Genomic DNA, 22,331 nt, shown 5'->3' with positions numbered 1-22,331 from the left:
CCGATCCGCGTCGTCGGCCGGTGGGGCTTCGTCTCATGGCTCCGGGCAGAAGCCCCGCCAGGATGCTCCCCGGCGGGGCCTCGCCCTATCACCGGCGCTGTCACACGTCGGTCACCAACTATGCCGATTCCCCGGACCGCGATGCCCTCGCGTCGGTGTCGCCGCATCCGCCGTCATGCTCCTGTGGCGGTGACGCGACGGACAACCGCCGTCGCCCAGCGCCGACGGCCCCGGGATCGCCTTGCCGCTTCAGTCGTCGCCCCGCATGCTGACGTCGCCACCAGAGGCCTGCCCCTCCGAAAAGTGGCGATTCCCTCCACGGACGGTTCATCAGCCGCTCCCAGTTCCCTGGGGCGGGGAGCACGCGAAGGTCAGCGGGCAGGGCTGTTCCACAGCTGTGTCTGGGATACGGATGCCCTGCGCGACGACGTCCGTGATCACATTGGTGGGCGTCTCAGCCCGGGCGGAGTGCTGATCATCGACGACACCGACTCCGTCGAGGAAGGCATTTCGATCTGCCCGGAGAGACCGGTGCGGACTTCGTAGAACTACCCGGTGCCCAGGTCCCCGCCGATGAACTTGGCGAACCGGCCGCCTCCACGAGGGGATCGAGCCGGCCGGGGCTGTCCTCCACCCCGGCAGCCAGTGCGGCGGCGGCCCGGAAGTCGCTGGTCGCGTATCCGACAGGGCGGGTACTGGGCCAGCGACAAGTCCGAATGCTGGAGCGTCAGTCGGTCGACATGGCGGCCAGCATGGCGGCCGGGTAGCGGCTTCCCGCGGAACCCTGGGGCAGGATCGTCGTGATGTGCTCGAGGTCGGCGTCGGTGAGTTCGACCTCGACGGCACCGGTGTTCTCCTCCAGGCGCGCGGCGTTGCGGGTACCGGGAATCGGAACCACGTCGTCGCCCTGGGCGAGCAGCCAGGCCAGTGCGAGCTGGGCGGCGGTGACGCCCTTGGCGGCGGCGAGCTTCTTCAGCTGCTGCGTGGCGTGCAGGTTGTACGTGTAGTTCTCGCCCTGCCAGCGCTCGTCCCAACTGCGCATGTCGTCCGCCGGGTACTCGGCGGCGGGCTTGACCACGCCGGTCAGGAAGCCGCGGCCCAGTGGGGAGTAGGGCACCAGGCCGATACCCAGCTCGCGCAGGACCGGCAGGGTCTTCTCCTCCACCTCACGTTCGAAGATCGAGTACTCGAACTGCAGAGCCGTGACCGGGGTGACGGCATGGGCGCGGCGGATGTACTGCGGGCCGACGTTGCTCAGGCCGAAGTACTTCACCTTGCCCTCGGCGATCAGTTCGCCGACGACACCCGCGACTTCCTCGACCGGCACCTCGGGGTCGGAGACGTGCTGGTAGAAGAGGTCGATGTGGTCGGTCTGCAGGTAGCGCAGGCTGTTCTCGGCGACCTTGCGGATGTGCTCCGGTCGGCTGTCGAACCCCGCACCGATCTGCTGCGCGGTCATGTCGTAACCGAACTTGGTGGCCAGGACCACCTCGTCACGGAAATCCTTCACGGCCTTGCCGAGCAGGATCTCGTTGCTGCCGGTGCCGACGCCGTACAGCTCGGCGGTGTCGAAGAAGTCGATCCCGAGTTCGTGCGCACGGCGGATGGTGGCGATGCTCTCCTCCTCGTTCGAGGAGCCGTAGGCGAGGGTCATCCCCATGGTGCCGAGTCCGAGCGCGGAGACGCGAAGGCCTTGGGAGCCCAGGTTGCGGTGATGCATGAGTTTTCTCCATACGTAGCTGCCAGCCGGGGCCATCGCCAAACCAGACTGTTTGGTTTGAGTGTAGGCGCCAGCCGACGACAATGCCAAACCAAACAGTTCGGCCGCTTATCCTGGTCGTATGCCTCGCCCCACCACCGACCCGACCCCCGAGCCCGCTGCCCCGGAAGGCTCCGACTCAACCCGTGAACGAATCGTCACCGCCGCCAAGGACGAGTTCGCCCGCCACGGAATTGCCGGCGCCCGGGTGGACCGCATCGCCAAGCAGGCCAGGACCAGCAAGGAACGCGTCTACGCCTACTTCCGCGGCAAGGAAGCGCTCTACGGCCACGTTGCAGCCAAGGAGCTGACCGAGCTCGCAGAGGCCACCAGGATGGATCCGGCCGACCTGCCCGGCTACGCGGGCCGTCTCTTCGACCACTTCACGGCCCGCCCCGATCACCACCGCCTGATCACCTGGGGACGCCTCGAACTGGCCGACTCGGCTGTCGCCGACACCGGAGCCGATCCCACAAGAGCGGCCATCGCCCGCAAGCTCGACCAGCTCCGACAGTCACAGCAGACCGGACAGCTCGACCCCGCCTGGGACCCGGTCGATGTCCTCGCCCTGATCAACCAGATCGCCACCACATGGGCCGCTCAGCCCGAGATCGGCGCGGCGGCCGCCGAACAGGCTGCGGACCCGTCCATCGCCGCTCGCCGTGCCGCAGTGGTGGCCGCGGTCGAACGCCTCTTCCCACGCGTGAAGCGGGGACGCGCGGGCTGACCGGTTCGGGATCGGCTTTTGGGCGCTGTGCGCTCACCGCCACGACGGCCGGGGACTGCCGTGCCCTGACCGCGGCACTTGTTCTACGGCCGGGGCAAGTCCGGTCAAGGTCAGCCCGAGGTGGACCACACCGGGGCAGAGGAGCCTGCCACCTCGAAGGGCCGCTCCCAGAACAGCGGGGTCTCCTCGATCACCACAGGGAACTGGAGCCGCTTCACCGGGCGGCCGTCACCACTGACGAAGATGCGGTCCTCGTACGGCCCTTCGAGGGGCAGCCGGATCTCCGGTTCCTCGGCGACGTGGCCCGCGCTGATCAGCATCGCGGCGGTCCGGGCGAGCGAGAGACGGGAGACCGAGCCTTCACCTGTCCTCACTCGGTGCGTCAGCCCCCGGATCGCGGCTGCGGCGATCTGGTATCCGGTCGCGAAGTCGAGTGCCTCGACGGGCAGGTGCCGGGGCCGGTCGGCGCCGACGAGCCTGCCGAGCGCGTTGATCGGTGTCCTGTTCTCCGGGTCGGCGAGGGCCCAGGCCGTCGTCGCGTCGGCGAGGCCGCTGCTGAACTGGACGAGGGTGTCGAAGCCTCTGCGGTCCTGCCACGGCCCCGTCCAGCCGTACGCGTTGAGTGCCACTTCCACCAGGCCGGGTCGTACGGCGGCACGGACCTCCGGGGCGACGAGGCTGTCCAGACCCCCGGGGCGGTATCCGTGGACGAGTACGTCCGCCTCGGACAGCAGCTTGAGGAACCGGTCGCGGCCGTCCTCGGTCCGCAGATCGAGGAACGCCCACCGCTTGCCCAGCATGATGTCGCTGCCCCGCCCGAAGACGCCGCTGCTCTCGTCGGAGCCTGGTCGGTCGATGCGCAGCACCTCGGCGCCGCCGGCCGCGAGGAACCGGGTCGCCATCGGTCCGGAGATGACCCGGGTGAGGTCGAGTACGCGGATGCCGGCCAGCGGACGTCCCGGTGTCGGCTTCCAGGAGTCGCCGCCGGCTTCACCCGTCTCGATGTGCACGACGGCTTCCGTGGCCACGGCCCGGCCCTGAGCATGTCGTCGCCATTCCTCGACCGAGCGGCTGACCGCGACGGCCGCGCCCGCGTCCACCAGGAGCCGCTCGACGTCCTCCGCGGGATGCTTGCGGATCTCGGTCTCGAACTCGCCCCGGTCCTCCCTCGTTCCGAGTGCGCGCGCGATGCGGGAACGCAGCGTCGGAAACGTCGCCTGCATGCGAAGCCATCGGTCGTCGGCCGTCTGGAACTCGCACATCCAGGTGTGGGGGACGGGCTGCCGCGTCGAGGGGTCGAGGGGCTGAGAAGGGCCGACCGGCAGATCGAACCACCCGCCGGCAAGTACCCGGTCGACGCTTACCAGCGGTCCCCCACCGCCGCCCGTGGTGAGGAGATCGCTGAGGGCCAGCCCGGCTGCGGCGAACGACGCCGCGGCCAGGTCCGTCACCGCGAACGGCGACCGCAATGCACCGTGTCCTTCGAACCTCACGCGGTCCAGCGCTTCCTTCTCCCCTCCCAGCGAGTCCCAGATCTCGGAGAGGAATCCCCGCGCGGCGGGGTGATCGGAGTCATTCATCGCGCCGTCCTTTCGGTGGCCGCCGGTGCAGGGAGCTGCAGGGCCTTCGGCTGGAGGAACTCCTCCAGCCCGTGGACGCCCAGTTCACGGCCGTTGCCGGACTGCTTGTAGCCGCCGAAGGGCGCGAGCAAATTCAAGCGTGCGCCGTTGATGTGGACCATGCCGGTGTCCAGGCGGCGGGCGAAGGCGACGGCGCGTTCCTCGCTGGCCGAGAACACCGCTCCGGACAGGCCGTACAGGGAGTTGTTCGCGATCCGCAGGGCATCCTCCTCGTCCGCGTACGGCATGACGACGATGACCGGGCCGAAGATCTCCTCCTGCGCGATGGTCATGTCCTCGGTGACATCGGCGAAGACGGTGGGGCGGACATAGTAGCCAGCGGGCAGGCCGGTCGGCGGCTCGACGCCGCCGGTCACCAGCCGGGCGCCCTGGCCGACGCCGTCAGCGATGTAGGCGCGTACCCGGTCACGCTGGGCCGCCGAGGCGACCGGGCCGACCTGGGTCCGCTCGTCGGCGGGATCGCCCACGACCGTGCTCTCGGCCGCCTCTCGGGCCAGTTCCACAGCGCGCTCGTAGAGATCGCGGTGCACGAGCATCCGGGTCCACGCCGTGCACGTCTGACCCGAGTTGCTCAGGACGTTGGCCACCCCGTCGCGGACCGCGGAGTCCAGGTCGGCGTCCGGCAGGATGATGTTGGCGGACTTGCCGCCGAGTTCGAGTGCGACCTTCTTGACGGTGGCCGCCGCGAGTTCGCCGATGCGCTTTCCGGCTCGGGTCGATCCGGTGAAGGAGACCATGTCGACGTCCGGATGGGCGACCAGTGCCTCACCGGCGACGGAGCCGATGCCCGGCACGAGGTTGAAGACACCGGCAGGGAGTTCGATGGCGTCGACGATCTCGGCGAGGAGGTAGGCGTTGAGCGGGGTCACCTCGGACGGCTTGAGCACGACGGTGCACCCCGCGGCCAGGGCGGCCGCCACCTTGGCGACGACCTGGTGGAGCGGATAGTTCCACGGGGTGATGGCGGCGACGACGCCGACCGGCTCCTTGACGACGAGCGAGGTGGCGATGCGCTCCTCGAACTCGTACGTCTCCAGCAGCCGGGCGTACGACTCGGCGACCGCGATCGGCAGCCCCGCCTGGACTCTTGATGAGAGCTGCCGCGGTGCGCCCATCTCCGCGGTGACGGTCGTGGCGATGTCGTCGGCGCGCTCCACCAGCCCCTGGTGGAGCCGGTCCAGGAGGGCCTTGCGTTCGGCGGGGGTCGTGCGGGACCAGGCGGGCAGCGCTGCGCGGGCGGCGGAGACGGCCGCGTCGACGTCCTTCGCGGTGGCGGCCGGCACGGTGGCGATGACCCGCTCGGTGGCCGGGTTGACCACCTCGGTCGTCTCGTCGCCGCAGGGGCGACGCCAGGCGCCGTCGATGTAGAGGTTCTTGTGCTCGAGCACGGTGTCGGGAACTCCCTTGTCGTGGTGGCGCATGTCAGTGGCGGCCGAACATCTGCGGGTTGCCCTCGTCGATCCAGACGGACTTGGTCTCGGTGTAGTCGTCGAGTGCGTCGGGGCCGAGTTCGCGGCCGATGCCGCTCTGCTTGAACCCGCCGAAGGGCACTGCGTAGTGGACGACGCGGTAGGCGTTGACCCAGACCGTGCCGGCGCGCAGCCGCTTGACCATGCGGTGGGCGCGGCCGATGTCCCGGGTCCACACAGCGGCGGCGAGACCGAAGTCGACGTCGTTGGCGAGCCGGGCCGCGTCGTCCTCGCCGCTGAACCGCACGACACTGGCCACCGGCCCGAAGATCTCCTCCTGGGCAAGCCGCGAGGAGTTGTCGACGCCGGAGAAGACGGTGGGCCGGACGAAGAGGCCGCGGGCCAGTTCCGTGGTGGAGGCGTCCCGGACGCCGCCGGCGGCCAGGCGCGCCCCTTCGGACTGTCCGATGTCGATGTAGTCGAGGACCTTGTCGAACTGGTTGCGGCAGGCGAGCGGGCCCACGTCGGTCGCCGGGTCGAGCGGGTCGCCCAGGACCAGCTTGTCCGCAGCCGCCGACAGGGCGTCGACGAACTCGTCGTACACGCTGTCCTCGACCAGGACCCGGGATCCGGCCATGCAGGTTTGCCCCGTCGCCGCGAAGATGCCGCCCATGGCGCCGTGCACGGCGTTGTCGAGATCGGCGTCGGAGAAGACGATGTTGGGTGACTTTCCGCCGAGTTCCAGGGTGACCCGCCCGATGCGGGGTGCGGCGGCGTTGAGCATGGCCTTGCCCGCGGCGGTGGAGCCGGTGAACGCGATCTTGTCGACGCCGGGGTGGCCCGTCAGCGCGGCGCCGGTGGGCTGCCCGAAGCCGGTGACGACGTTGACAACGCCCTTGGGGTAGCCGGCCTGCTCGCAGAGTTCGGCCAGGCGGAGGGTGGAGGTGGGGGTCACCTCGGACGGCTTGATGACGAGCGTGCATCCGGCCGCGAGCGCGGGGAACAGCTTCCACGACAGCAGGGTCAGCGGTGAGTTCCACGGGGTGATCGCCGCGACGACGCCGACCGGTTCGGGCACGGTGTATGCGGTGAAGCCGGGGTGGGCGGGGAGGGTGGAGCCGTGGTGGTTCTCCGCGAGCCCCGCCACGTAGCGGGCGTGGGCCGCCATGGCCCGCGCTCCGGGCAGCATCTCGCTGATGAGTTTGCCGTTCTCGTGGATCTGGATGAAGGCCAGTTCCTCGGCGTGCTCCTCGATCAGGTCGGCGAGCTTGCGCAGCAGGCCTGCGCGCAGTCCGGCAGGGGTGTGGGACCAGCCGTCCTCGTCGAAGGCCCGCCGGGCGGCGCGTACGGCCCGGTCGACGTCCTCCGCGGTGGCGGCGGGGACGCGGCCCCAGGAACGGTTCTCGTACGGGTCGAGGCAGGAGAAGGTCTCGCCGTCGGAGGCGGAGACCCACTCGCCGTCGATGAGCATCAGGTAGTCGCGGTCCATCCCGGCCGGGAAGCGCTCCGAGCGTGAGGAGGCCGCTGGGGCCGCCGTGTGGTCCGTCATTTCTCGTTTTCCCATCTGAGTGGTTCTCCGCGTGGCTCAGAGCAGTTGCTTGAGGGGGACCGACAGGTCCCGGAGCGCTTCGGGGGCGACCCGGGCCCGTGCCGCGACCAGCTTTCTGGCGGCGGTGAAGTCCCGGGGGCTGCAGACCACGTCTGCGGCGCGGACCTGGCCCTGTTTGAGGTAGAAGGCCGCGAACGACCGCCCGGTCTCGGTGGTGCCACGGATGACGACCTCGTCGTAGCCGGTGGACAGCCCTGTGGTCTGGAGCTTGACGTCGTACTGGTCGGACCAGAACCACGGGATGGCGGTGTACGGCTGAAGGCTGCCGGTCACGGTGGCGGCGGCGACCCGCGCCTGTTCGGAGGCGTTGGGCACCGACTCCAGTCGGCGGCGTCCGCCGTGCTCACCGCAGGGGTGGCTGGTGCAGTCGCCGATGGCGAGGACGGCGGGGTCCTCGGTCCGGCAGTGCTCGTCCACGACGATGCCATTGTCGACGGCGAGTCCGGCCTGCTCGGCGAGTTCGGTGTTGGGGACCAGGCCGATGCCGACGAGGACAAGGTCGGCGTCGATTCGCTCGCCGCTCTTGAGTTCCACGGCGGCCACCGAGCCGTCGGGGGCGAAGGCGAAGCCGGTCACCGCGGTGTCGACGCGGATGTCCACGCCTTCCTCGGTGTGCACCCGCTGGTAGAACGCGGAGACCTGCGGCGCGGTCACCCGGGCCAGGACACGGGGGAGCGCCTCCAGAACCGTCACGTCAAGGCCGAGTTGCCGGGCGACCGCGGCCACTTCGAGCCCGACGTAGCCGCCGCCGACGACGACCAGCCGGGCGCCCGGCACGAAACGGTGCCGCATGGCGGCCACGTCGGCGAGGGTCCTGAGGTAGTGGACGTTGGGCGCGTCGTCGAGTCCGGGGGCGGGCAGTCTGCGCGCCCGCCCGCCGGTGGCGAGCACCAGGTGCGCGTACGGCAGCCGCTCACCGTCCGCGAGGACCACGTGGCGGGCGGTCCGGTCGATCGCGGTCACTCGGGTGCCGGTGCGCAGGTCGATGCCCTGCTGCTCGTACATGGCGGGCGGCCGGATGTGCAGGTCCTCGGCCGTGGCCTTGCCGGACAGGTACGCCTTTGACAGCGGCGGGCGGGCGTAGGGGTAGCCGGGTTCCTCGCCGACGAGGGTCACGGGGCCCTGGTGGCCGCCCATGCGCAGGGCGGCGACGAAGTCCGCGCCGGCCTGACCGCCGCCGACCACGACGATACGGTCGGTCGCAGTGGGTTCGATGTGCATGGTGTGCTCCCCCGGTCCTACTTCTGGGTCGTCGGGATGTGCACGACGATGCCGTCGAGCGAGGCGTCCAGCGTGATCTGGCAGCACAGTCGGCTGGCGTCGGTGGGCTCCTCGGAGGTCGCCTCCAGCATCTCCTCCTCGTCCTCCGAGCGCGCGGACAGCGCCCCGAGCCACTGCTCGTCCACGAAGACGTGGCAAGTGGCGCAGGACAGCTCACCGCCGCATTCGGCGACGATGCCCGGCACCAGGTTGGCTGTGGCGGCCTGCATGACAGAGGCTCCGTCGGCGGCGTCGGCCTCCTGCTTGGTCCCGTCCGGACGGACGAATACGACACGGGGCATGGCGGTCTCCTGATCAGGTTGCGCGGGTGCGGGGTGCGGGAGAGGGGTCAGTGGGGGAACGACGGCCGGTCGACGCCGCCGAGGAGCGCGTCGAGGGTGTCGTCGTCCAGGTGCTCCGCGTTGTCGCCGAGGGCGGGTGCGGGAGCGGGGTCGGGCGGCGTGTGGCCGTGCAGGATCATGGGGAATCCCTTCAGCCACTCCGGGACACGCAGCGCAGCGCGGCGCTCGCGGTAACGGGGGTCCCGGGCGCGGTCTGCCGCGGTGTTCACGGGCACGGCGGGAACACCCGCGCGGCGCAGTCGCGCCACGGCCTTGTCACGGGGGTGCCGGGCCGTCCACTCCGAGATGGCCGCGTCGACGGTGTCCTGGTGGTTCAGCCACCAGTTCTCCGGCTCGTGGCCGGGCAGTTTGGTGATCACCTCGGCCAGCGCCCGGCGGTGACCGGCGCTGGTGCAGGCGATCGCCAGCCAGCTGTCGGGCTCCGCGGTGGGATAGGTGTCGTGAGGGGTGGCGCCAGGGCGGCGGTTGCCGTCCGGGGCGGGCAGCCGCCCCGTCCAGACGTACTCTCCGAGCTGACCGGCCAGGGTCCAGGCGACGGCCTCCCGCTGCGAGACGTCCAGGTGGATACCGTGCCGGCCGCTGGTGACGGCGTCCGCGACCAGGGCGGCGCCGACGAAGGACACCATCTGGTCCGGGTAGTTGACATCGCCGCCCGACCACATGGGCCGCTCCCCCGGGTAGCCCGTGACGGCCGCGAGGCCGGAGAGCAGGTCGAGGGTCGAACCGAAGGAGCCGTACGAGGCCTCGGGCCCGAAGACGCCCTGACTGGACAGGGACAGGTAGACCAGATCGGGGTTGAGTCGGTGGGCGGTGGCGTAGTCGACGCCCATGCGGGCGGTGACGCCCACCCGGAAGTTCTCGACCAGGACATCCGCCCTGCGGATGAGCCGGTGAGCGACGGCCCGGCCGTGTTCGGTCTTCAGATCGAGGCTCAGACCGCGCTTGCCGGCGTTGTTGGAGGCGAACATCGGCGAGGCCGGTGCCTGTGCCCCGGCCGCCCTGTCTGCGCTGCCCGGCATCACCCACGCCCGGAACGGATCCGGGCGGCCCTGCGACTCGATCTTGATCACGGTCGCGCCGTAGTCGGCGAGCAGCCGGCTCGTGGCCGCCCCGGCTGTGATGGTGCCGAAGTCGAGAACGACCAGACCGTCCAGGGGTGCCGCGTCCCTGTGCCGCGCGGCCACGCGCGCACGCGGCGTGCGGACCGCCACCGGTCGTGGCCCGGTCGTGAGACTGCCACCGTCGTCGCCCAACCGGGGTGCCACGACCGTGGATGAGGTCGCCCCAGGCACGGTCCACGGGAGGCCGACCACGGGGGCGTCCCTGCGGCGCATGCCGGGCGGAAGGACGAAGCCCCTGGTACGGAGCTGTTCGTCGGCCATCAGCCTCTCGGCATCGGCGGCATGGCCGAAGGGCAGTCCGAGGCGCTGCGCCTCGGTGTACAGCTCCACGGCCTCACGGCTTGCCGCCGCCTCCGCGATCACGGCCCACCACTCCTGCGAGCGCCGGGCACGCTGCTCGGGGTCGTCGAGGCCGGGTGCGCTCAGGCGCGGGTCGCCGAAGAGCTCGACGAGGGCCGGCCACTGGTGTGCGGAGAAGATCACTCCGACCCAGCCGTCCTTGGCCCGCACCACGCGCCAGCCGCCCTGCGAGGAGCCCGCACGCTTCGAGGCCCCACCGCCGAGATCGTGGAGGACGTCGCTCTTCCAGTCCATAGAGGCGGCGACGTCACTCAGAGCGACCTCGACGACGTCGCCGTGTCCCGTGCGGTCACGGTGGCGCAGGGCGAGCATGGCGCCGTACAGGCCGACGAAGGCGGCCGAGTGCGCACTCTGTTCGCCACCCAGGCTCAGCGGGCGCCGATCCGGCTCACCGACCATGGTGGCCAGTCCGCCGTACGCCTCCGCCAGGAGGCTGTCGCCGATGCTCTCGGCATACGCTCCGGTGAGCCCGAATGCGGTGAGCGAGACCGTGACCAGCCGGGGGAACCGTTGCCGGAGCTGGTCAAAGTCCAGGCCCTCGGCGGCCGCCGCGGCCGGCGTGAGATCGGTGATCAGGACGTCGGCCGTGGCGAGCGGGCTCGTCTCGTCGGCGGCCAGCTGCTCGGGGCGGAGGACGGCGCTGCGCTTGCCGGCGCCCAGGGCCGCGAAGGTGAACTCCCTGGCCCGCAGCGGCGTGCCGGTGGGCGGTTCGCACAGCAGCACGTCGTGGCCGAGGGCGGCGAACAGGCGTCCGCACGCCGCTCCCGCAACCGACTCGGTGACCTCGACCACCCGGAAGGTGCGCTGCCCGGACATCAGCCCTGCCCCGGGTTGCGCTCGCCCGACCGGAACCGGCCGAGGCCCTCGGCCAGAGCGGTGCTGCGGGCGCGGAGTTCATCGGCGATCTCATGCCCGTAGGAGATGGCCTCGGTCCACTCGGAGATCTCGCCGGGGATCTTCCACAGCGCCTTCTTCGACCATTCCAGCGCGGTCGCGTCGAAGGAGGCGACGCGTTCGGCGAGGGCGGTGGCCGCTGCGTCGAGTTCCTCCAGGGGAACGGCGAGGTTGACCAGCCCCCACTCCGCCGCCGTGGGGCCGTCGATGCGCTCGGCGGTGAGCACCAGCCAGGCCGCGTGCTTGGGCTTGAGCCGCAGTTGGGCGGCCGGGCCCGCGAGGGTCGGGTAGAGGCCGAAGCCGATCTCCGGCATGCCTATCTGGGCTTCGTCGGCCGCGACAGCAAGGTCGGCAACGTTGATCAGGGTGGAACCGCCGCCGAGGGCGATGCCGTTGACGGCGGCGATGATGATGGCAGGGTGGTTGCGGATCTCCTCCTGCACGGCCGCCCACTCACTGCGCCGGTCGAGTTCCGCGTCCCCGGTGCTGACGTCGCCCTCCTTGAGGTCGACGCCGGCGCAGAAGGCGGGGCCGTTGCCGGTCAGGATGATCACCTTGGAGCGGCCCCGGCACTCGTCGAGAGCGCGCACGATCCCTACGCGGGCCGCCCGGTTCATGGCGTTGCGCTTGTGGGGGCGGTTGAAGCGGATACGGGAGATCCCGTTGTCCAAGTGCTCGATGAGGACGACCTGTTCCGTCTCCGCCGGGGAGGTCGTGGTGGCGTTCATCCGGACACCACCTTGAACTTCGGGATGGCCCGGTCCTCGGAGATCTGCTCGAAGACGACCTCCAGCGGCATGCCGCACTCCAGATGCTCCGGCGGGTCGAGGAGGGTGGTCATCAGATGCGGCCCCTCCTCCAGTTGGGCGAAGGCCACCAGGTGGGGAACCTCGTCGGCGAAGGCAGGGAAGTACTTCTGGTGCATGACGATCCAGGACCACAACGTGGCCCTGCCGCTGACGGCTCGCCATTCGAAGTCCTCGCCGAGGGTCACCGGGTCCACCGGCGACTCGGGGTAGCGGGGCGTTCCCGAATCGCCGTACTGGAGCCGGAGTTCACCGGCGAGGGTGCCCTCCCAGAAGGCACGGTTGGCGTCCGTGACCGGTGGGAGCATCTCGATGAGTTTCTGGTTGTCCATGGGCTTGCTCACTCCCCGACCAGGACGTGCGAAGTGGTGATGGGCGAGGCGCAGATGTACTGGGCGACGTTGCAGTCCGCCACCTGGCGGGGGCCGGCCTCGCCGCGGATCTGGCGCACGGCCTCCACGTGGTGCCCCCAGCCCTGCATGTAGCTCTCGCCGGTGTGCCCACCGGCGGTGTTCACCGGCATCTCGCCGTCGCGCGCGATGCGGTCACCGGTCGCCCACTTCCAGGCCTCGCCACGCGGCGCGTGATCGAAGCCCTCCAGGCTGAACAGGACGGTGGGCGTGAAGTTGTCGTAGATCTGCAGGCAGTCCATGTCCTGCGGGCCATAGCCCGAGGCCGCGTACACGCGCCGGGCCACGTCCTGGGAGGCGGAGTGGAAGAAGTCCGTGCTCGTGTAGTAGTTGCTGACGGCGGCGCGCGCGGCGGTGGCCGCCACCCGTACCGGCCGCTTGGCCAGGTCGCGGGCCTTCTCCATGGTGGTGAGGATCAGCGCGACGCCGCCGTCGTTGATGATGCAGTAGTCGTACAGACGCAACGGGTCCGCGATGTAACGGGACCCCAGGTACTGCTCCTCGGTGATCTCCTCGCGCATCACGGCCACCGGATTCAGGGCGGCGTTGCGGCGGTTGTTGATCGCGATCGCGGAGAGGGCACCGTCGGGCACGCCGTAGTCGTGCGCGTAGCGGCGGTACATCATGCCGACGTACGCGCCCGGGGAGGTCATGCCGTACATCGCGTCGTAGCGGGTGGTGGGGCTGTCGGTGTAGGCACCGCCGTAAGTCATCTTCACCGAGCGGCCGTTGTTGCCGTACACGCAGGCCACGACGTCGGCCTGACCGGTCTCGATCAGGGATACGGCGTGCTGGACGGCGACGCCGCTCATGCGGCCGGATCCCTCCAGGGCGTTGATGACACGGGGGTTGGGGATGCCGAGCACATGGGCGCCGTGCTCGTAGTGGATACGGGCGGTGAGGAGGCCGTCGACCTCGTCCTTGCGCAGGCCGGCGTCGTCGAGCGCGAGGCGCAGGGCCTGCGCGCCGAGGGCGTAGGCGTCGCGGCGCGCGTCCTTGTTGGCGTAGAGGGCGCCGAAGTCGGTCTGGCCGACGCCGACGATCGCAACTTGCCTTCGTTCAGGCATGGTTCAGTCCTGGGTCGTGGTCATGCGGGAATGACGGATGAACGCGATGGGCCGTGATGCGCGTTTCCGCTGCGCGGCCGCCGATCGCGGAAAGGTGGAAGGGTGAAGCGGAGAAACAGAGGGGGCGGGTGACCCTGGGTGCCGACTGTCACGCGCCGGTGGCGCGGGCGGCGAAGGGGTCTGCTCAGCCCTGGGAGAAGGGGCACTTGGACGCGTCGCCCGTGCCGTTGTGAGCGTGGTCGTCCGGACCGTCCAGGAGGGGAAGAGCCTGGATGTCGGCCATGAGGTCGCGCGCGTGCTCCATGGCGAAGGCGCGGCTGTGCGGGTTGGTGGCGATGACCGCCGTGCCCTTCAGCAGGCCGTCGAAGGCCATGCCGGCCACCTCGGCGGACTCCTGGGCGAACGGTTCGATGGCGGCGGCCACGTGCGGATCGGCGGCGACGAGCGCCCTGACCCGCTCGGTGCGGACCCAGCCGGGGGCGAGGAGGGAGACGCCGACCCCGAAGTCCTTCAGGTCACGGCGTGCCGTGTCGGTGAGGCCGAGTGCGGCGTACTTCGACGCGGTGTATGTACTCATGGGCATCACGTGCGGCGGAACGCCGAGAGAGTGCTCGGAACCGGTGTTCAGGATGTACGCCGGTCCGCCTCGCGCGGCGGCGTCCTTCAGCAGCGGTGCGAAGGCGTGGACGACGTGGAACATGCCCAGCACGTTGACGTCGAAGAGACGTTTCGCCTCGCCCGGGTCCACGTCCTGTAGTGCACCGGCCACACCGATGCCGGCGTTGTTGCACACCACGTTGACAGCGCCGAACCGCTCGACGGTGGCCTCAGTCAACTTCTTGACCTGCGCATAGTCCGAGGTGTCGGTCCGCATCCACTCCGCTGCGGCACCGTCGGCCCGCAGGCTCTCCACCGCTGCGGCCGCGTCCCCCACGTCCGCGATCATCACCCGGGCACCGCGGGCCGCGGCCTCGCGGGCGAGGGCCAGTCCGACGCCGGTGGCGCCTCCGGTCACGACGACGACGACATCCGTCAGAGTGCTCATGAGCGAACCTCCTGCGGACCGGCCGTGGTGACGACGACGGGCATGGACAGAAGCTTGTTGATGAAGGTGCTCCACCCGCGCCTGGGCTCGCCGTTCGGGGCGATGGCGACACCGCGGCGGTGCATCTCCTCGAAGAGGATCTTGAGTTCCAGCTTGGCGAGATTCTTGCCGATGCAGTGGTGCGGACCGTTACCGAAGGCCATGTGCTCGTTCGAGGTCCGGGACGGCTCGAAGCGGTGCGGGTCGACGAAGACGGCCGGGTCACGGTTGGCGGCGGTGAAGAACAACTGCACCAGGTCGCCCTTGCGCATCTGTGTGCCGTGGAAGTCGACATCCCTGGTCACCGTGCGAGCCATGTTCATGGCCGGGGTGACGTAACGCAGGAACTCGTCGACCAGCCCACCCAGGTTGTCGGCGGCGACGGCCCGGTCGGCGGCATCGGCGATCTGCGGGTCCTCCAGGACCAGCCGCATCGACTGGGCTATGACCGTGTGAGTCGTCTCGAATCCGGCGATGAGGAGCAGGGTGAGGTAGTGCAGGTACTCCGGCTGACTGATCTCACCGCGCTCGGCGCACTGGGCGAGCACGGTGGCGAAGTCGTCCTGAGGGTCTCGCAGCTTGTCCATACGCAGCTCTTCCAGGTACGCCTGGACGTCCGGAAGCAGCGCCAGTATGGACTCGCCGCCGTTGGGCTGCTCCGCGGCGTCGAAGATCGTGAGTGTCCAGTCCACGATGCGCTGGCGGTCCTGGTGCGGCACGCCGATCACCCGTGCGATGACGCGGGACGGGACGATGGCCGCTACGTCGCCCACCCAGTTGACCTCGCCACGGGCGGTGATGTCCTCCAGCACCTCCACGACGATCTCGCGGACCCAGGTGTCGAAGTTGGCGATGACCCGCGGTCCGAAGGAACGGGCGGCGGCCCGGCGCAGACGGCTGTGCTCCGGCGGGTCGTTGTACATGATGTTGTGGCTGAACTCGGGATGCGGCGCGGGCAGGGTCGGGAAGAACGGCCCCCACTGGGAACTGAAGACCTCAGGGTTCCGCTCGATCTCGACGATGTCGGCGTGCCGGGTGACGCACCAGAAACCGCCGTTGAGCGTGCCCGCCTTCGCCGGCTGCCAGTACAACCCGGGCATCTGCCTGACCGCGTCGAAGATCTGATGGGGTACGCCGGAGGCGAAGGTCGCCGGGTCCGACAGATCTGGTATCGCAGGGGCGATGGTGTCCGTAGTCATTGCTGCACTTCCTTGTGCTCTTGGTGTTCTTGCCGCTTCGTCGTCCTTAGTCGGCTTCTTGCGTCAAAAGGCTCATCGCGACCCTCGCGGACGCTCTGGCCGCGGAGACGTGCCGACGGGCCACCTCCGCCGCGTCGGCGGCGGAACGGCGCCGGATCGCCTCGATGAGATCGGCGTACTCCTGCTTGGTGACGGTCATACGGCCAGGGGTGGCGGCCGAGATGCGGCGCAGGGCGTGGATCCGGCTGTACAGGCCGCCGAGCAGCTCCGCCAGCATGGGGTTGCGACAGCCGGCGAGCAGGATCCCGTCGAAGCGGTCCAGCACGTCCTTGTTGGCGTCACCCCCAGGGTTCAACTCTTGGGTGACGGAGGCGAGTTCATCCACTTCCTCCTGGGTGGCACGCTCCACGAACAAGCGCACCGCGAGCGGCTCGAGTTCGGCGCGGATCTCATAGATCTGTTCGATCTCCTCCGCGGTCGGAGTGGTCACCCGCAGTCCTCGGCTGGGCGACTCCTCGACCAGCCCTTCGGCCTGGAGCCGCCTCAGCGCCTCCCGCACGGACGTGCGACTCACCCCGGTGAGCTCGGTCAACTCCCGCTCGGTGAGTCTGCGACCAGGCTGCAGGGCCCCGTCCAGGATGGCCTGACGCAGCGCGTCGACCACCTTGTCCCGTACGAGCTTGTCCTGCGTCACCCGAAGATCGAGTCCAGACCCGGCCACGTCACACCTCTGCTTCCCAGGGATGAACTTTGTATGACGGAATACAGAGTGCCGTGTACCAGGAGCGATCGTCAATGGGGCGGAGGGGACCTTCTTGTACACGGCACTGCGCGAAGGAGTTGGGTCGCCGAGATCCAGATACACAAGTGCGGGGCGACGATTCCGCAGACCAGGCGGGACTTCGGCCCATCGATCAACGCCATGACGGATGCCTGCGGGGCGCCCCTCCGTCAACAGGGCAGGTACCTAGGCTGTGGCCTGGGCAGGTACCTAGGCTGTGGCCCCGGCGGCAGGGTTGATCCGGTCGTTCTTGCGGCCACCGCCACAGGTGAGCTGACGGACGCGGCTGGTCGCCGAGGCCGGAACGTCGACAACGGTCTCGCTGCGAGCGACGAGCCACTGGGCCAGGTGGCGGCCGAGCCGGTTGGCGTCCTCCACCGCCCACCTGCGCTGCGACCAGGCGGCGGCCCCAGGACAGGAGCCACCGGTAGTCCGCCAGGTTCGCCTCGATCCTCGCCGAGCCCGCCTGCTGAATCCAGACAGGATCGGCATCGGTAGCGGTGTGAGAGGACTTGTGCGGGTCGACACCGAGCAATGCCACGGCAGTTCGTTCCTCATGGCCGGACGACAGGACGTCCACGGCGACACGCCGACTTCCGGAACCGCTGCCGGGGCACGCCTCTGTTGGTCAGACCGTCGCCGGACACCGGGCCGGGTTCCGGTCGATGCCCGCGAGGTCGGCCCTGGGCCCGTGGGTTACAGGCGCGGTGGCATGCTCGGCCGGAGGCTGTCGCAGGACGTGGCGGCGGGGCCGGGACAGTCGCGCTGTCCCGACCCCGCCATGGTTCACTGCGCCGCGGCGGGCACACTGCCGGCGGGCAATGTGCCTGTCACCTCGGCCATGGTCACCGGACCGGGTTCCAGCCGTCGGTGCCGGCCAGGTACTTCTGGGCGGTGTAGTCGGCGGCCTCGGCGTCGGTCAGCTTCGGTGCGTTGGAGCCGACGCCGGCTCCGGTGCCGGTGTTCTGGTACTCCTTGAACCGGGCCCACGACCAGGGGTACTCGGGGACCATGTCGGTCCACGGGTGCGTCTCATTGATGTGGGGGTAAATGTTGGTGTTACGGACCACCGCCTGGGGGTGGGCCTCCGGCACGTTGTGCCACGGTCGGCCGAGGTACATCGAACGCGCCGGCACGTTATTGGAAATCACCCAGCTGTGGGTGACGAGGATGCCGTACTTCTTCCTGTAGTCGGTGTTCGGCGCCAGCATCGTGCCGCCGGGCCATTGGTACATGACTATCTGGGACTGGTCGATCACCGCGGTGGCGTTGCCGAAGATGAAGTCCACGTCGCCCCGGATCAGGCAGTTGTAGAAGTACTGCCGGGCCTGGGTCGTGGGCGTCTCCCCCTTGACGAGCAGAGTGTCCTGGCGGCTCAGGATCGCGACGTTGTCGAACACCTGCCGGTCACCCATGGCGGCGACTGCGACGGCCTGGGTCTCGTACGGGCTGATCTCCGGGTGGGCCGCGCGGTCGAACGTGTTGCTGATCGTGAGGTCCTTGACGGTCAGGTTGGGCGGTCTGAAGGTGGCCACGGCGCTGCCCTGGGTGCCGTACTTCAGGCCGGTCTCGGGGTTGATCATCCCGTGGCATCTGGTGTTGTAGATGGTGACATCCCCACGGATGCCGGTGACGCCCTGGATCGTCAGCCAGGACTTGCTGCTCGAAACGCTGATGACCTCGTGGTAGACGCCCTTGCTGATGAGGATGGTGTTCGCGCCGCTGTCGGGAACGTCGTCGATTGCGGCCTGCACGGTCCAGTGGTCGCCGTCGCCGTCCGGCGAGACATACAGCAGGGCGCCCTCGGACAGGTGCTTGCCCCTGGTGTCGAGGTCCGAGTGGTGGGCGGTCATGACGTACTGCGCAGCGACCGCCACGGTCGCGATGACGATGCCGGCGACTTCGAGAGGAGCCGCCAGGACAGCGCTCCCCGCCATGACCGCAAGCAGGGCCGCCCTGCTGATCCTGCCCCAGTTGTTGTGGAACTCCCTGTGTGTCGCGGTAAGGGCGAACGCCACGCCCCTGCCGAACGCCACCGCGGTTTCACGCGCTTGTTCCCGGAACCGAGAGGCTTCGGCGACCCCCACGATCACCTGGAGGATCGCCTGCGCAAGCTCCCGTGTCGTGGGGGTCGCCGAGCCGCTCTCGGAATCGGCGCCCTCCAGCCTCTGCACGGCGTTGCTGAGGCTGGCGGGAGTGATTTGCATGCCATCGCGGGTGGCGCCCTGCTGCGCGAGGGCGGTGTAGCTCCCCAGCGTCTCGTGAACCCTGATCGTGTTGGTGACCGTGGCGCCCGGCAGCGCAGCGGCGCCGCCCGGCGCCGCTGCGGGGTCCAGTGTGAAGAAGCGGTGCCAGGTCACAGTGCCACCACCGTCCACGATGCCACCCCGCCATCCCATGATGTAGGAGTCCGACCGGCGCATGAACAATCGGGCGAACTGGATCCCGTTCTCGGCGTGCAGGTCGATGGTGATGTACTGGCCGGCTCCGTTCCTGTCGGTGACGTCGATAGGGGGGCCGCCCATGGAACCGACTCGGCCGCCCCTGACCGCTTGCCTGATGGCATTGAGCATGTTGGCGTAGCCAACCTTGGCTTCGGCCATCTCGCTGCTGATCATCCAGGTGAAGTTCGCGCCGTCCAGAGCGTCGGCCGCAGGGGCGGCGGCGACCACCAGGCCGCCGGCCAGCGTGCCGGCGGCCACCACAGCGATGGCACTGGTCAGAAATGATCTCCGGGGAAGGTGTCCCCGCGCTTCGGTGTCAGTCATGCCGTAAGGCTCAGTTCGGGGTCTTCCCCGAAGCCATGGGTATTTGTACGGGCCCTGGCCCCGCCCCGGGCCTGGGTATTTCTACGGGGTTGTCCTACGGGGTGGCCGCCTGGTTCGCTGTCCACCAGGACGCGATCTGGGCGCGGCAGCTGAAGCCGAGCTTGGCCAGGATGTTCTCGATGTGGCCGTGGACCGTGCGCGGGGAGCGGGCGAGCGCGGAGGCGATCTGCCGGTTGCTCATGCCCTCGGCCACCAGAGCGGCCACTTCCCACTCCCTGGGGGTCAACGGGCTCGGGCCGGGGACAAGGGAAGGAGGCCTGCCGGTCGGCTCGGATTCGTTGCGCAGGGCGTAGGCGATGGCCTCGTCGGGGCCGCTGTGGCGGCCGCCCTCCGCGAGGGCCTTCTCGTACGCCTGCGGACCCAGTGCTCGTACGACCGACTGTGCGCACTGGGTGTGGTCCTCGCCATGCGGCGGACCGAACGCGGACAGGTCCGCGCCCACATCGCGCCACAGCTTGCCCGCGGAGCCCAGTAGCCGACCTGCTCGCTCGTACTCCCCGCAGGAAGCGATGATCCAAGCGAGAGTCTCCAGCATCAGCGCGGCACTGAGCGGCTCGTTGAAGCCCCGCTCGATCTCGAGCGCGGCCCGGATCAGCGCCAGGGCCTCCTCGCGGTCACCGTGCCTCCAGGCGTGGCAGCTCAGCGTCCACATCGCGTGTGCGCGCGCCCACCGCTCGCCGTGCGCCTCAGCCAAGGCGACCGCATGCCGGGCGGTCTCCGCCCCACTTGGGTTCCCCAGGTCCATTTGAACCGCAGCCAACTGGAACAGTTCGAACACCACCGAGGCCTCATCCCCGGCTGTTGTGTGGGCAGCGACCGCGCGCTCGAACAACGGCACTGCCTCCGCCAACCGCCCCTGGAACGCCGCCAATGAGCCGCGAAGGCCCAGGACGTGCGCGCGCACCACCCGATCGTCCTGCTGCGCACCCAGCTCTCCGGCCTCGGCCAGCCACCGGTCGGCCGCCCCATGGTCGCTCTGCAGCAGCGCCACCCAGGACGCGGCGCACAGCGCCCGGGAGCGAGCCTGGCTGGGTTCGGGCGCGGCGGCGAGCGCACGGTCGAGCTGCCGTCGCCCTTCGGCGAGGAATCCGCCGGCGCACCAGTGGAACCGCAGCGCGGCGGTCAGCGCGAGGGTGGCCTGCGGGTCGTAGTCGTAAGCCAGCGCGGCCAGCAGATTGGCATGCTCGGCGCGCAGGCGGGCCAGGGCCTCCTCCTGGCCTGGGCCGTACCAGCCGTCGGCGACGCGCTCGGCGAGGGCCAGGTAGAAATTGTGGTGCCGTTGTAGCGTCTGCCGCTCTTGGCCGGATTCGGCGATCCGGTCCCGCCCGTACTGGCGGATGGTCTCCAGCAGCCGGTAGCGCGGCAGGCCCTCGCGCTCGGTGGGCACCACGATCGACTGGACGACCAGTCGGTCGAGGAGATCGAGTACCTCGTCGCCGCCGATGCCGTCGCCCGCGCAGACGGCCTCGGCCGCGTCCAGGCAGAAGTCGCCGGCGAAGACCGACAGCCGGTGCCACAGCAGCCGTTCGTCGGGGGTGCACAGCTCGTGACTCCAGTCGATCAATGCGCGTAGCGTCCGCTGGTGCGGCCGGGCGACCCGGCTGCCGCCCGTGAGCAGCCCGAAGCGGTTCTCCAGCCGGTTCACGGCCTCGTCGACGGTGAGGGTCCGCAGCCGGGACGCGGCCAGCTCGATGGCCAGCGGCAGCCCGTCCAGGTCGTCGCACAGTCGGCGGACCTGGGCGCGGTTGCCGTCGGTGACCTGGAACTCCGGGCGGACGGCGGTGGCCCGGTCCCGCAGCAGTTCCACCGCGTCGTCCGGCGCCAGCGGAGGAACGGCGAAGACGCGCTCGCCGTAGATTCCCAGCGCCCGGCGGCTCGTCGCCAGTATGCGCAGCGCCGGGCAGGCCGTCAGCAGCGCATGGGCCAGGTCGGCGCAGGCGTCGACGAGGTGCTCGCAGTTGTCCAGCACGATCAGCGCCCGGCGGGGGGTCAGAAAGGCGGCGAGCTGGTCGATGACCAGTCCGGTGCCCAGGTCCGGCATCCCCAGCGCGGTCGCCGTGACGCTCGCCACCAGCGACGGGTCCCGTACCGGCGCCAGATCCACCAGCCACACACCGTCCGCGAATTCCGCCGCCGACGCGGCAGCCACTTCCAGCGCCAGGCGTGTCTTGCCCACCCCGCCCGCACCGGTGAGCGTCAGCAGCCGCGTCGTCCCCAGCCGGTCGCGCACTTCGGCGAGGTCGTGGCGCCTGCCCACGAACGTGGTCAGGGGCGCGGGCAGTTTCCCCACGTCTGATGTCTGGGTGGTCACGACCTTCTCGCCTTCCAACGGCTCGCAATCGTCCTGGAGCACCAAGGACGCCTGTCTGCGGTGGCAGCACGCTTCATTGCGGGCGGTTGGGGCGCAGGCCAATGCCGTACGTACCCCAGCGACCGTGCCCATCCGCGGCGGATCGGACACGGTCGTGTTTATCCTACTGAACAGTATCCAGTGGTCCATAGGCCCCAGGTGCGGGCTGTGACTGAGTTCTCACCAGTCACAGAACTGGTGAGGGGTTGCCTCGGCGGTCGTGGACCGGGCGCGCGAACGACGTACCGGTTGCGAGCAGCTCGGCAAGATAGCCGGAGGTGATCCGCCCGCGGGACAGGTCGTCCAGCCAGATCGCGACACCCTCTCCGGCCACCTTGGCGGCAGTGAAGCCGTACTCCTGAAGAGCTTCGTGACGCTGGCGGAGGCGCCGAAGTGATCCAGGTAGAGCTGGGTGTAGTGGGTGAGCGAGGAGTGCCCTGCGGACAGGACGAAGCGGTCGCGGCCGACGCACTCGGCGTCGCAGGGGTCGTGTCGCATCACCTTCCGGAAGAGGGTGTATGCGGCTGGGGCCAGGCTCATCGCCGTCCCCGGATGGCCGTTGCCGATCTTCTGGACCGCGTCCGCGGACAGGACACGTGCGGTTTCCACGGCACGCCGGCCCATCTCACTCCACTCGACCCGCCGGGTCGCGTGTGCGCTCACCG

At 69.8% G+C, this 22,331-nt stretch carries 18 protein-coding genes and 1 pseudogene; 1 reads left to right on the top strand and 18 read right to left on the bottom strand.

From position 1 onward, the window contains the following. Positions 1 to 727 precede the first annotated feature (727 nt). Positions 728 to 1,720, bottom strand: coding sequence for an aldo/keto reductase (locus tag JIX55_RS49380; RefSeq protein WP_257561354.1), 993 nt, complete (start codon positions 1,718 to 1,720; stop codon positions 728 to 730). Positions 1,721 to 1,841: 121 nt separating this feature from the next. On the opposite strand from JIX55_RS49380, the gene JIX55_RS49375 reads away from it, so the two are divergent. Beyond that, positions 1,842 to 2,486, top strand: coding sequence for a TetR family transcriptional regulator (locus JIX55_RS49375; protein ID WP_257561355.1), 645 nt, complete (start codon positions 1,842 to 1,844; stop codon positions 2,484 to 2,486). Positions 2,487 to 2,596: 110 nt separating this feature from the next. Here JIX55_RS49375 and JIX55_RS49370 read toward each other — a convergent pair whose 3' ends face one another. From JIX55_RS49370 to JIX55_RS49295, 17 genes and pseudogenes are all read right to left on the bottom strand, one after another. Further along, a complete protein-coding gene (locus JIX55_RS49370; protein ID WP_257561357.1) occupies positions 2,597 to 4,066 on the bottom strand; it encodes a CoA transferase in 1,470 nt (489 codons plus the stop codon). After that, complete coding sequence (locus JIX55_RS49365; RefSeq protein WP_257561358.1) at positions 4,063 to 5,514, bottom strand: aldehyde dehydrogenase family protein; 1,452 nt, start codon at positions 5,512 to 5,514, stop codon at positions 4,063 to 4,065. Before JIX55_RS49365 ends, JIX55_RS49370 begins: the two co-directional genes overlap by 4 nt. 34 nt (positions 5,515 to 5,548) lie before the next feature. Continuing rightward, positions 5,549 to 7,084, bottom strand: a complete 1,536-nt coding sequence (locus JIX55_RS49360) for an aldehyde dehydrogenase (RefSeq protein WP_257561359.1) — start codon at positions 7,082 to 7,084, stop codon at positions 5,549 to 5,551. Positions 7,085 to 7,120: 36 nt separating this feature from the next. After that, positions 7,121 to 8,365 (bottom strand): NAD(P)/FAD-dependent oxidoreductase, encoded by a 1,245-nt coding sequence (locus JIX55_RS49355; protein ID WP_257561360.1) that lies wholly within the window; start codon positions 8,363 to 8,365, stop codon positions 7,121 to 7,123. A 17-nt stretch (positions 8,366 to 8,382) separates the two neighbouring features. Continuing rightward, positions 8,383 to 8,706, bottom strand: a complete 324-nt coding sequence (locus JIX55_RS49350; RefSeq protein WP_257561361.1) for a 2Fe-2S iron-sulfur cluster-binding protein — start codon at positions 8,704 to 8,706, stop codon at positions 8,383 to 8,385. 47 nt (positions 8,707 to 8,753) lie between these two features. Continuing rightward, positions 8,754 to 11,063: a CaiB/BaiF CoA-transferase family protein gene (locus tag JIX55_RS49345; protein ID WP_257561362.1), complete on the bottom strand. Its 2,310-nt coding sequence runs from the start codon at positions 11,061 to 11,063 to the stop codon at positions 8,754 to 8,756. Further along, positions 11,063 to 11,869 (bottom strand): enoyl-CoA hydratase/isomerase family protein, encoded by an 807-nt coding sequence (locus JIX55_RS49340; protein WP_257561363.1) that lies wholly within the window; start codon positions 11,867 to 11,869, stop codon positions 11,063 to 11,065. Before JIX55_RS49340 ends, JIX55_RS49345 begins: the two co-directional genes overlap by 1 nt. Next, positions 11,866 to 12,279, bottom strand: coding sequence for a Zn-ribbon domain-containing OB-fold protein (locus JIX55_RS49335; RefSeq protein WP_257561364.1), 414 nt, complete (start codon positions 12,277 to 12,279; stop codon positions 11,866 to 11,868). The genes JIX55_RS49340 and JIX55_RS49335 overlap by 4 nt, the downstream gene beginning before the upstream one ends. A gap of 8 nt (positions 12,280 to 12,287) precedes the next feature. Next, positions 12,288 to 13,424, bottom strand: a complete 1,137-nt coding sequence (locus JIX55_RS49330) for a thiolase family protein (protein ID WP_257561365.1) — start codon at positions 13,422 to 13,424, stop codon at positions 12,288 to 12,290. A gap of 184 nt (positions 13,425 to 13,608) precedes the next feature. Next, positions 13,609 to 14,469, bottom strand: coding sequence for an SDR family NAD(P)-dependent oxidoreductase (locus JIX55_RS49325; protein ID WP_257561366.1), 861 nt, complete (start codon positions 14,467 to 14,469; stop codon positions 13,609 to 13,611). Next, positions 14,466 to 15,707 carry a cytochrome P450 gene (locus tag JIX55_RS49320; RefSeq protein ID WP_257561367.1) on the bottom strand — a complete coding sequence of 414 codons (1,242 nt, stop codon included), beginning with the start codon at positions 15,705 to 15,707 and terminating at the stop codon, positions 14,466 to 14,468. The genes JIX55_RS49325 and JIX55_RS49320 overlap by 4 nt, the downstream gene beginning before the upstream one ends. A 46-nt stretch (positions 15,708 to 15,753) precedes the next feature. Continuing rightward, positions 15,754 to 16,401: a GntR family transcriptional regulator gene (locus tag JIX55_RS49315; protein ID WP_257561368.1), complete on the bottom strand. Its 648-nt coding sequence runs from the start codon at positions 16,399 to 16,401 to the stop codon at positions 15,754 to 15,756. A gap of 297 nt (positions 16,402 to 16,698) precedes the next feature. Then, complete coding sequence (locus JIX55_RS49310) at positions 16,699 to 16,866, bottom strand: hypothetical protein (protein WP_257561369.1); 168 nt, start codon at positions 16,864 to 16,866, stop codon at positions 16,699 to 16,701. A 467-nt stretch (positions 16,867 to 17,333) separates the two neighbouring features. Next, positions 17,334 to 19,256, bottom strand: coding sequence for a pectinesterase family protein (locus tag JIX55_RS49305; protein WP_257561370.1), 1,923 nt, complete (start codon positions 19,254 to 19,256; stop codon positions 17,334 to 17,336). A gap of 94 nt (positions 19,257 to 19,350) precedes the next feature. Then, complete coding sequence (locus JIX55_RS49300; protein WP_257561371.1) at positions 19,351 to 21,669, bottom strand: ATP-binding protein; 2,319 nt, start codon at positions 21,667 to 21,669, stop codon at positions 19,351 to 19,353. A 184-nt stretch (positions 21,670 to 21,853) separates the two neighbouring features. Next, on the bottom strand, positions 21,854 to 22,000 hold the full coding sequence (locus tag JIX55_RS51770) for a hypothetical protein (protein WP_443046769.1): 147 nt from the start codon (positions 21,998 to 22,000) through the stop codon (positions 21,854 to 21,856). Further along, positions 21,952 to 22,290 (bottom strand): annotated as a pseudogene (locus tag JIX55_RS49295) (transketolase); the annotation flags it as partial. The pseudogene JIX55_RS49295 and the gene JIX55_RS51770, both read right to left, overlap by 49 nt. Positions 22,291 to 22,331: the final 41 nt, after the last annotated feature.

The sequence above is a fragment of the Streptomyces sp. DSM 40750 genome, from assembly GCF_024612035.1.
In the GTDB taxonomy this organism is placed as follows: domain Bacteria; phylum Actinomycetota; class Actinomycetes; order Streptomycetales; family Streptomycetaceae; genus Streptomyces.
This window is presented reverse-complemented; position numbering and strand designations above follow the sequence as displayed.